This window comes from Nocardiopsis potens DSM 45234 (genome assembly GCF_000341105.1).
Taxonomy (GTDB): domain Bacteria; phylum Actinomycetota; class Actinomycetes; order Streptosporangiales; family Streptosporangiaceae; genus Nocardiopsis_A; species Nocardiopsis_A potens.
The window spans coordinates 37,095-47,222 of the sequence record NZ_ANBB01000071.1 but is presented as its reverse complement, the minus strand read 5'-3'; the positions used below and the strand labels follow the sequence as shown (position 1 = coordinate 47,222).

Below are 10,128 nucleotides of genomic sequence, written 5' to 3'. Positions count from 1 at the left end.
GCTCCGCGAGACGCCGCACCCGGGGGACCGCCTCCGCCCCGCCCCTTCCTCCGCCGTCGCCGCAGGCTTCGACCTCCTCTCCCCGGCCTCCCGGGCTGGGAGGGCGGAGTGGGGAGGGGCGGTTCAGGGGTGCCCGGGCGGCCGGTGGCCCTGCACGGGGGCCGGTGGGGAGGTGGGGTGGGCGCGGACCACCCAGGTCTTGGCCAGGTCGTCTTTGAGGCCGCGGTAGTGCGGGCGGTCGCGCTGCATGATGAGGGCCTCGGCGGCGTAGCCGAGGACGGGGATCAGGCCGAGGAGGAAGTGGAGGGCGGAGCGGGCGGCGGCGCGGCCCGGGGTCGGGGGGAGGCCGGTGGCCGGGTCGATGATCCGCAGGCCGGAGACCAGTTTGCCGGGGGTGCCGCCGAGGCGGGTGACGGGCAGCCAGTGGTAGCAGAACAGCACCGCCGCGACCAGGCCCAGCACCGTGAAGGTGCCGATCATGAAGGCGTCCATGTCGTCGCCGAGCGCGCCCAGGGTGATCACCGTGTTGACCAGCATGCCGACGAAGTAGACCGCGAAGGCGAGCATCCCGCAGACCACCGAGTCCAGCAGCAGCGCCGCCAGGCGCAGCCCCGGCCGGACCCCGGCGCGGGCGTGCGGCGGGATCGGGGCCGGGCCCGCCCGCGGAGGCCGCCCCTCCGGGTTCTCGCCCGCCTCGAACCGGGCCAGCGCGTCCTGGTCCACGATCCTGACCAGCACCGCGTGCGCGATCAGCGCCACCGGGAAGAGCAGCCCCGGGATCCACGCGTGGGAGAGCGGCGTCCAGCCGATGGCCGCCACCGACAGCGCCGTCGCGAGCAGGCTCACCGCCCACGCCCGGCCGCAGCGCCGGTTCAGCAGGAAGCCGCGGACCTGGGCCGGGACCCGCCAGGCGGTGACGAGGGCGAAGCCGAGGCCCGCCGTGGCGACCCCCGCGAAGACCATCCGCAGCACGCCCCCGGCCTCCGGCTCCGCGCCCGCGGGGGCCAGCGCGAGCAGCGAGATCAGCCCGAGGACGACCGACCCCCAGACCATCCGGGCGGTGAACAGGCGGCATTCGCCGTAGGCCGCGCGCAGCACGGTGAAGTTCCCCGGGTCCGCGGCGAGCGCGGAGCGCGCCAGGCGCAGCGCCTTGACCGGGCGGTGCCGCTGCGACTCCACCACCGCCAGCTGGGTCAGCGCCCAGCTGTAGTCCGGGGAGAGCCGGACCGCCTCGTGCAGGTGGCGCCGGGCGGCGGCGCGGTCGTTGAGCCACCGGTGGACCAGCCCGACCTGGCCCTGGACCCACGCCTCCTCGGGGGCCAGCGCGACCGCCTGCGCCGCGGCGGCGCGGGCCTCGGCGGCGGCCCGGTCGGCCTCGGGGAGCCGCCTGCGGCTCCGGTCGGCCAGGGCGAGCGCGACCAGCGCGTGCCCGCGGGCGTACTCCGGGGCGAGCCGGACCGCGGCCAGCGCCGGCTCCAGCGCCTCGTACGACCGGCCGCCCTGGGAGAGGGCGAGCGCGAGCAGGTAGTGCGGTGCGGCGCCGTCCGCCCCCGCGGCCAGCGCACGGTGCACCGCCTCCACCGCGCCGCCGGAGTCGCCGGCGCTGAGGTGGGCCTTGCCCTTGACCAGCCACAGCTCGGCGCTCTCCGGGTCGCCAGCCAGCGCCTTCCCGATGATCTCCAGGGCCTCTTCCGGCCGCTTCATCTCGATCCGGGCCTCGGCCCGCTCGACGGCCTCCGCGACCGGCCCCACCGCTACCTCCGGCTCCGCCGCTGGGCGCGCAGGTAGGCGCCGAGTTCGTCGTAGGCGCTGTCGCCGGAGAACTCCACCACGTTGCGGGCGGTCTCCAGCCAGGGCCCGGTGGACGGGCGCACCTCGGCCAGCACCGCCTGGAAGTCCTCCATGGTGATCGGGCGGACGGTGCCGGTGCGCGCGGAGTCCAGCATGGCCCGCTCCGCGGCGCTGTCCACCAGGTGGGCGACGTCGGCGCCGGAGAAGCCCTCGGTGTGCTTGGCGATCTTCCCGGGGTCGATGCCGGCGCCGGGCCGGTCCGTCATCGCCGAGGCGATCAGCGCGGCCCGCGCCTTGCGGTCCGGCGGCGGCACGAACAGCATCCGGTCCAGCCGGCCGGGCCGCTTGAGGGCGCTGTCGATGTCCCAGGGGTGGTTGGTGGCGGCGAGGAAGAACACGCCGTCGTTGTCGTCCTCCACCGAGTCCAGCTCGGTGAGGAGCTGGGTGACCAGCGGCCGCAGCATCGCCGAGGCGTTGCCGCGCCGGCCGCCCAGCGCGTCCAGCTCGTCGAGGAAGACCACCGACGGCCGGTACTGCCGGGCCTGCCGGAACAGCGCCTGGATGTTCTGCTCGGCGCGGCCCATCCGGGTGTCGGCGATGTCGGCGACCGACGCGGAGAGGAACCGGGCGCCGATCTCTCCGGCGACCGCCCTGGCCATGAAGGTCTTGCCGCACCCGGGCGGGCCGTACAGCAGCAGGCCGCCGCGGAGGCTCTTGGCGTAGGCCTTGCGCAGCCGCTCGTTGCGCATCGGCATCAGGAAGGCGGCGTTGATCCGGTCCTTGACCTTGTCCATCCCGGCGACGTCGGCGAGCGTGGTGCGCACCGGCTCCGGCGGGAAGTCCTCGGAGGCCAGCGGCGGCGCGAACCCGTCCCGCCAGGGGGCGGAGTCGGGGGCGGGGGCGCGGTCCGGGACCGGTTCCTCCCGGTCGCCGTCCCGCTCCAGCAGGGCCGTCCCGCCCCGGCCGGAGTCGGCGAAGCCGAACCCGGGCCCGGCGGCGGGCTCCGCCCCCGGCTCCTCCTCCACCGGCCGGCCCGGCGCAGCGGGGACGGGGGCGGGAGGCGCTGCCTGCTGCGCAGGTGCCACCGGCGGCTGCACGGGAGCGGGCGGCGCGGCCTGCTCCGCAGGCGCCACGGGCGGCTGCGCAGGGGCAGGCCGGCCGGCTGCGTCCGGCCGTTCCGGCTCACCCGCCGGGGCCGGAGGGGGCGCCGGGGCGGGCGCCATCGGAGGCGCCGCCGGCGGTCCGGGCCGGGCCTCGGGGGCGGCAGGGGGCGCGGGCGCAGGAGCGGCCGGGGCCGCCGCCGGGGCGCCCAGGGCGCGGCCCATCAGGGCTTTGGCCTGCTCGGACTGCGGGTCCTGCTGGAGCGAGGTGGCGATGTGCGGGATGGCGGCCGTGGTGTCCCCGGCGTCCAGCAGCAGCTCGGCCAGGTGCAGCCGGAGCACCGGATCCGAGGGGGACGCCTCGACGGCCGCGGAGATGCTTGCGATCAGCTGCGCGCGGGACGGATCCACGGACGGGCCTTTCTTCGGCGTGCGCCTTCGCCGCGTGCGGAACACCGCCGGTGCGCTCGGCGGAGGCTCACGGGGAGAGCGGGGGACGGGGGTGGCGGGGTCGCAGTCTAGCCAACCGGGCGGACAGGGCGCTCTCCGCCCGCCCCGCCCGAACCCCTCGCCAAGCCCCCCGATGATCTTGACGTTGCGGCCCTATCAGAGCGCTCTGTTAGGGCCGCAACGTCAAGATCATCGCGAGGGAAGGGGGCCGGCCTCAGCCCGGGTTGCGGGCCAGGACCTCGTCGATCAGCGGCTGGTCGGGGAAGTCCATCATCACCGTGCCCGCCCGCTCGGGGCCGGCGCCGGCGAAGTACTCCCGGGCGTGATCGTTGACGCCGCGGAAGCCCGGGCCGCCGGTGGCCACCTCGCGCGGGTTGGCCCACGGCGCCCCGCTCCCGCTCAGGTGGTTGATGTAGAGCACCCCGGGGTCCCCGCCCGCGGTCCGCTCGAAGTGCGCGCGGGCCTTCTCCCACTTGGCGGGGATGTCGAAGAGGGTGGGCACCCGGTAGTCGTCCTGGATGTCGGTGGCCGGCCCGCCCCAGCGCGGCCCGTACGCCTTGCCGGCGTCGAAGTCCTGCAGGATGACGATCTTCCCGCGCACCTCGCCCAGGTCGGGCAGGTCGGACCCGCCGTCCGGGCGCCACAGCCGCTCGCCCAGCAGCGGCGCGGTGTCCGGGTCCGACTCGATGTAGTGGTCGAGGGTCTCCTCGTAGCTGCGGGTGTTCTCCGCCGGGGTGTGCTCCTCCTTGAGCCGCATCAGCACGGTCTCGGTCGGGTGCTCCGCCAGGAACTCCGCGGTGGTGCGGACCACGTCGGTGAAGTTGAGGTGCATGTACTCGGCCCCGTGGTGGATGGGGAACGCGTCCCGGTAGTGCCGGGTCCGCACGTCCAGGGCACGCACCCCCGATTCCAGCTGGGCGCCGAGGTCCATGTCCTGGGTGCGCGACCAGACCGTCCCGCGCCACGCCCCGGTGTCGTGCGTGCCCGGGATGGACAGCTCGGAGACGCCCGCCGAGTCGGGGACCGCGGCCATCCAGTCCGCCCGCGCCGGGGCGGCCTGCTCGGCGGCGGCCGGGAGAGGTGCGCCGAGCAGCAGGACCGCGGCGGCGGCCGGCCCGGCGATCAGCGTGCGCGGGGAGAGGCTGCGCAGGGAGGGGCGGGGCATGGGGGATGTCCCTTCGACGAGCCGGGGGCGCTTGCCAGGGCAGTGCGATCCTGGCACACCCGGCGACCCCGGGTAAGGCCCAGACCCCGGCCCTCCTGGTGCGGTGCACACCGCCGGCCCGGGGTGAGACCCATCCCCCGGCCCTCCCCCGGCCCTCCCCCGGCCCCTCCCGGGCGCCGCTACATCAGCACGACCTGGCGGACCGCCTCGCCGGAGGCCAGCCGGTCGAACCCGGCGTTGACCTCGTCCAGGGCGAGCCGGCCGGACAGCAGCTCGGTGACGGGCAGCAGCCCCCGGCGGTACAGCGCGATGTAGGCCGGTATGTCGCGCGCGGGGACGCCGGACCCCAGGTAGCTGCCGCGCAGGGTGCGCTCCTGGGCGGCCAGGGTCACCGCGGGGATGGACAGCGTCCGGTCCGGGTGCGGGAGGCCGACGGTGACCGTGGTGCCGCCCGGCCGGGTGGCCGCGTACGCCTGGGCGAGCACGGCCGCGCTGCCGGTGGTGTCGATGACCTTGTCCGCGCCGCCGCCGGTGAGCTCGCGGACCGCCTCCACCGCGCCGTCGCCGCCGGCGAGCACGTCGGTCGCGCCGATCCGGCCGGCCAGCCCGCGCTTGCCCGGCACCGGGTCGACCCCGACGATCTGCGCCGCCCCGGCGACCTTCCCCCCCAGCAGCGCGGAGAGGCCGACGCCGCCGAGGCCGAACACCGCGACCCGCTCCCCCGGGCGCACCTCGGCCGAGCGGAGCGCCGCGCCGACGCCGGTGAGCACCGCGCACCCGAACAGCGCAGCCGTCTCGAACGGCAGGTCGGCGTCGACCCGCACCGCGGAGTCGGCGGAGACCACGGTGTACTCGGCGAACGCCGACACCCCCAGGTGGTGGGCGGGTTCGGCGCCCGCCCCGTCCACCCAGCGGCGCCCGCCGCCGACCAGGTCGCCGGCGGCGTTCGCGGCGGCGGCCCGCTCGCACAGCGCGGCCCGCCCCTCCGTGCACCGGGGGCACGCGCCGCACGGCGCCACGAAGAACAGCACCACCCGGTCGCCCTCGGCGAACCTGCCGGAGGTCCCCGGCCCCAGGGCGGCGACCTCCCCGGCCGCCTCGTGCCCCAGCACCATCGGCACCGGGCGGGGGCGCGCCCCGTCGATCACCGACAGGTCCGAGTGGCACAGGCCCGCCGCCCGCACCCGGACCAGCAGTTCGCCCGGACCGGGGGCGCGCAGCCCCACCTCGCGGACGCTGATCGGCCGCGTCTCCGCGTAGGGCCCCTCGGCGCCGCAGCGCTCCAGGACCGCGGCCCGCACGGTGCGCTCCGCCGCTCCGCCGCTCATCGGCGCCTCCCCTTCTCCTTCTCCTCGTTCCGTTCCGCGCGGGCCCGCACCGGTCAGACCGGGCCCTCGTAGGCGGTGACCGTCCGGTCGGCCAGCAGCGGGAGGATCCGCCCGGCGCCGATCCTGCGGAAGTGCTCGCTGTCCCGGTGCGCCTGGAACGCGGCGGCGTCGGTGTAGTGCTCGACGATGAGGATGCGGTCGGGCCGCTCCGCGTCGCGGTGGAACCGGTAACCCAGGTTCCCGGGTTCGGCCCGGGAGGCCTCGGCCAGTTCGGCGAGGAGCGCGAGGACCTCTTCGGTCCGGCCCTCCTCGGGGAGGTACTCGGCCAGGACCAGGTGGTGGCGGCCGGGGGTGTCGTTCATCGGTGTCCTCTGTCCGATCGGTGGTCCGGGGTGCCGGTCAGGCCCCCTGCTCGCGGTGGTTCGCCGCCTGGGCGGCCCGGGCCGCGGCCGCCCTGATCTCCGCGGCCGGCGCGTCCCACAGCGGCCGGTCGCTGGTGGCGGCGGCCTTCGCGCCCAGTGACAGGGCGAGGCTGACGTCCGCGGCGCGCTGCACGAAGCCGGCCGCGATGAACGGCGACAGCTCGGCCCGGGCGGCCCGGTCGATGCGGGGCAGCACCGGCCAGGGCATCAGCTCGTGCAGGTCGGGTTTGCTCATCGCGGTCGAGGTGAGGCTGCGCGGCAGGTTGGACCGGTCGGTGACGAACACCTTCTGCATGGTCACCTGCCCCAGCGCCTTGGCCCGCTCCACCAGCGAGGTGCGGGTGCTGACGATGCCGGGGACCCGCAGCGCGCCCAGGTACTCCAGGGCGCCCTTGTCCTGGGCGAGCCCCCGGCAGGAGTCGACGTTGAGGAAGAAGAACTTGCCGCCGCCGAGGAGTTCGGCGACGACGCCGGCGAGGTCCTTGAGCTCGACGGAGGCGACGATGGCGACCTGGGAGGCCGCCGCGTTGAACGCGGGGACCGGTTCGGCCCCCACCACCGAGGCGACCACCGGGCTGCGCTGCAGCGCCTCGCGCAGCCGGGCGATGTTGGCGGCGCGGGTGCGCCGCCCGGACGTGTCGGCCATGGTTCCTCTTCCCCGTTCACACTGGTTACAGGCCGAGTTTGCCCGGGTTGAGCAGGTCGTGCGGGTCCAGGGCCCGCTTGACCGCCTGGAGCACCCCGAACCCGCCGCCCAGCGCCTCGGCCATGTAGGGGGAGCGGAGCAGGCCGACGCCGTGGTGGTGGCTGAGCCCGGCGCCGGCGTCCAGCAGCACCCGGTTGGCGGCGTCCCAGGCGGCGCGGTACCACTCGGCGCGGTCCTCCGGCCGCACGTCGCCGCGGAGCGAGAAGTACAGGCAGGCGCCGTCGAGGTAGGCGTGCGACTGGTGCGCGGAGGCGGCGAGGGTGCCGGGGACGGCGTCGATGGCTGCGACCACGTCGTCGTAGATCTTCGGCAGGTCGCGCCAGCGGCCGACCATCTCCAGGGTGTCGGCGACGAACCCGGGGCCGTGGGTGAAGCCCTCGCCGCTCTTCCCGGTGAGGTAGCGGGTGTCCAGCCAGCGCTCCAGGCAGGCGTCGCCGTCCAGGGCGGTGCCGAGCCCGGCGCAGGCCCGCTCGCTCACCGCGATGCCGGCGTCCACCAGCTCCGGGGCGCCCTCGTCCGCGATGAGCAGCACGTTGGTGTCGGGGAGGTCGAACTGGACGCCGCTCTCCAGCCGGTCGTAGAGGCGGAGCACCGCCGGGGAGGCCCCGGACTGCAGGATGCGGCGGCAGGCCTCCAGACCGTCGGCGAAGGTCGCGAACCCGTAGGCGGCGGCCCGGCCGTACTCGGGCAGCCGGTGCACCCGGAGCCGGGCGCGGGTGATCACGCCGAGGGTGCCCTCCGAGCCGATGAGCAGCTGCATCAGGTCGGGGCCGAGCGCGGACCGGACGTGCCCGCCGAGGGAGACCTCGCGCCCGTCGGGCAGCACCGCGTCCAGGCCCAGGACCATGTCCTCGATCTTGCCGTAGCGGGTGGACAGCTGGCCGGCGCCGCGGCAGGCGATCCAGCCGCCGACGGTGCTGATCGCGTACGAGGACGGCCAGTGCCCGAGGGTGACGCCGTACCGCTGCTGGATCGCCGCTTCGAAGACGTCGCCGAACACCCCGGCCTCCACCTCGACGACCTGGGACTCCTCGTCGTAGTCGAGGATCCGGTCCAGGCCGCACAGGTCCAGGACGATGCCGCCGCGCACCGGCAGGGCGGCGCCGGTGACGTTGCTCCGCCCCGCCGAGGGGGTCACCGGGACGCGGTGCGCGGCCGCGATCCGCACCACTTCGGCGACCTGGGCGGCCTCGGTGGCCTTGACGATGACGGCGTCCGGGGTGGCGGGCCGGCCGCCGGTCTCGCCGATCATGCTGCCGGCCCACCAGTCGCGGGTGTTGAGCACCGCGTCGTCCCGGCCGGTGAGCACCTCGGCGCCGGTGGCGCGGAGTTCGGCGACGGCCTCGCCGGGGACCTCGGCCGGCGCGGTCTGGAAGTAGGCCTCCCCCTCGGCGGGGGCGAGGCCCCGGCCGTAGCGCGGCGGGGTGGGCGCCCCCACCGTGTAGTCGCCCCGGTTGAACGGGCGGGCGGCTGCGTCTCTGCTGAGCATCTGCTCGGTCACTCTCCCATCAGGATGCGGCGCTCTCTGGCGACCGCGGACGTGTACTGCTCGACCTGTGCGGCGGCCTCCTCCTCGGTGAGGCCCAGTTCGCGCCGGCAGATCCGGCCGACCTCCGCGGCGGCGTCCGCGGAGGCGTCCCGGGCCATCAGCCGGGCCCGGGTGCGGCGGGACAGCACGTCGTCCACGCTCCGGGCCATCTCGTGCCGGAGCGCGTGGACGACCTCGGCCTTGAGGTAGGGCAGGCCCTCGACGACCGGTTCGCCCAGGGCGGGGTCCTCGGCGATGAGGTCGGTGACGAACCGGGCCTCGGTGCCGTAGCGCTCGCCGAGGTGGGCGGCGAGGCCGCCGGAGGCGACCACGGCCTCGGCGTCGTAGCCGGCGGCGCCCAGCAGGCTGAGGTCCCGGGTGCGGCAGCGCCCTTTCCGGCCGAGGACCCGCTCGACCCGGTCCACGGTCTGCTCGGCCATGTGCCGGGCGGTGGTGAGCTTGCCGCCGACGACGGTGACCAGGCCGTCCCGGTCGACCCGGATCTCGTGGTTCCGCTTGACCTCGACGGTCTTGCCGCCGGGCGGCGCGACCAGCGGGCGCAGGCCGGCGTAGCTGCCCACCACGTCCTCGGCCTCCAGGTCGGTGTCGAGCGCCGACCGCGCCCCCTCCAGCAGGAAGTCCAGCTCCTCCCGGGTGCAGTGCACGTCGTCGAGGTCGCCGTCGTAGTCCTCGTCGGTGGTGCCCAGGTAGGAGACGTTCCCCCAGCGGGTGATGGTGGCGCGGCGGCTGCGCCCGGGGACCGGGATGGTCACCGTGCAGTCGTTGCGGATCTTCGACCAGGGCACCACCACGTGCACGCCCTTGGCCGGGCGGATCGCGGGCACCGCGGTGCCCGCGCCCGCCCCGGACCAGTCGCGCAGCCACACGCCGGTGGCGTTGACCACCGCCTTGGCGCGCACCTCGACCTCGTCGCCGCCGATGTGCGCGATCACCCCGCGGGCGCGGCCGCCGGAGCGGGTCACCTCGGTGACCCGGGCGCCGTTGAGCACGGTGGCGCCGTAGAAGGCGGCGGTGCGGACCACGCCGAGGGTGAGCCGGGCGTCGTCGGCGCGGGCGTCGAAGTAGAGCAGGCCGCCGCGGACCTCGGCGGGTTTGAAGGTGGGGCAGTGCGCCAGCACCTCGCCGCGGCTCAGCTTCTGGTGCAGCACCCCCTCGCGCCAGCCGCCGGCCAGGTCGTAGGTCCACAGCAGGCTCTCGAAGGCGGTGGCGAGCCGCTTGTCGAAGACCCCGTCGCGCTCCAGCACCGGGAAGAGGAACGGCAGCCGCTGCACGAGATGGCCCGCGTTGCGGCGGAGCCGCTGGCGCTCCAGCAGCGAGTGCCGGACCAGCGGCAGGTTGCCCTGCTCGATGTAGCGCAGGCCGCCGTGGATCATCTTGGAGGACTTGGAGGAGGTGCCGGCGGCGAAGTCGTCCTTCTCCAGCAGGGCGGTGCGCAGGCCCCGGGTGGCGGCGTCCAGCGCGGTGTAGGCGCCGGTGACGCCGCCGCCGACCACGACCACGTCGTAGGCGGTGTCCCGGAGCGCGGCCGCCTGGTCGGCGCGGTCCAGCCGGGGCGGCCTGCCGTAGGAGAGCCGGCTGCGCTGGGCCTTCGGCTTTCGGGCGGGGAAGCGGAGCATC

Annotated in this window: 8 protein-coding genes; all 8 read right to left on the bottom strand. The window is 76.0% G+C overall.

Features of this window, described 5'->3' with window-relative positions:
- Window positions 1–123: 123 nt before the first annotated feature.
- Complete coding sequence (locus D459_RS0127215) at window positions 124–1,752, bottom strand: RDD family protein (RefSeq protein ID WP_017596157.1); 1,629 nt, start codon at window positions 1,750–1,752, stop codon at window positions 124–126.
- 2 nt (window positions 1,753–1,754) lie between these two features.
- Window positions 1,755–3,302: an ATP-binding protein gene (locus D459_RS0127210; protein WP_017596156.1), complete on the bottom strand. Its 1,548-nt coding sequence runs from the start codon at window positions 3,300–3,302 to the stop codon at window positions 1,755–1,757.
- A 253-nt stretch (window positions 3,303–3,555) separates the two neighbouring features.
- Window positions 3,556–4,506: a phosphatidylinositol-specific phospholipase C gene (locus D459_RS0127205; protein ID WP_017596155.1), complete on the bottom strand. Its 951-nt coding sequence runs from the start codon at window positions 4,504–4,506 to the stop codon at window positions 3,556–3,558.
- Window positions 4,507–4,685: 179 nt separating this feature from the next.
- The gene (locus D459_RS0127200; RefSeq protein WP_017596154.1) at window positions 4,686–5,834 is read right to left on the bottom strand and encodes a zinc-binding dehydrogenase; all 1,149 of its coding nucleotides are present in this window, start codon (window positions 5,832–5,834) and stop codon (window positions 4,686–4,688) included.
- A gap of 53 nt (window positions 5,835–5,887) precedes the next feature.
- Entirely contained in the window at window positions 5,888–6,196 is a 309-nt protein-coding gene (locus tag D459_RS0127195) for a putative quinol monooxygenase (RefSeq protein ID WP_017596153.1), read from the bottom strand.
- Window positions 6,197–6,233: 37 nt separating this feature from the next.
- Window positions 6,234–6,902, bottom strand: coding sequence for a glycerol-3-phosphate responsive antiterminator (locus D459_RS33030; RefSeq protein WP_017596152.1), 669 nt, complete (start codon window positions 6,900–6,902; stop codon window positions 6,234–6,236).
- 25 nt (window positions 6,903–6,927) lie between these two features.
- Window positions 6,928–8,463, bottom strand: a complete 1,536-nt coding sequence (locus tag D459_RS0127185; RefSeq protein ID WP_017596151.1) for an FAD-binding oxidoreductase — start codon at window positions 8,461–8,463, stop codon at window positions 6,928–6,930.
- Window positions 8,460–10,127 (bottom strand): glycerol-3-phosphate dehydrogenase/oxidase, encoded by a 1,668-nt coding sequence (locus tag D459_RS0127180; protein ID WP_017596150.1) that lies wholly within the window; start codon window positions 10,125–10,127, stop codon window positions 8,460–8,462. Before D459_RS0127180 ends, D459_RS0127185 begins: the two co-directional genes overlap by 4 nt.
- Between the last annotated feature and the right edge of the window lies 1 nt (window position 10,128).

What these genes read in the sequence shown, in the direction of transcription:
- D459_RS0127205 (WP_017596155.1), bottom strand. Translation starts at nt 4,506, where the DNA reads ATGCCCCGCCCCTCCCTGCGCAGCCTCTCCCCGCGCACGCTGATCGCC.
- D459_RS0127200 (WP_017596154.1), bottom strand. Translation starts at nt 5,834, where the DNA reads ATGAGCGGCGGAGCGGCGGAGCGCACCGTGCGGGCCGCGGTCCTGGAG.
- D459_RS0127195 (WP_017596153.1), bottom strand. Translation starts at nt 6,196, where the DNA reads ATGAACGACACCCCCGGCCGCCACCACCTGGTCCTGGCCGAGTACCTC.
- D459_RS33030 (WP_017596152.1), bottom strand. Translation starts at nt 6,902, where the DNA reads ATGGCCGACACGTCCGGGCGGCGCACCCGCGCCGCCAACATCGCCCGG.
- D459_RS0127180 (WP_017596150.1), bottom strand. Translation starts at nt 10,127, where the DNA reads ATGCTCCGCTTCCCCGCCCGAAAGCCGAAGGCCCAGCGCAGCCGGCTC.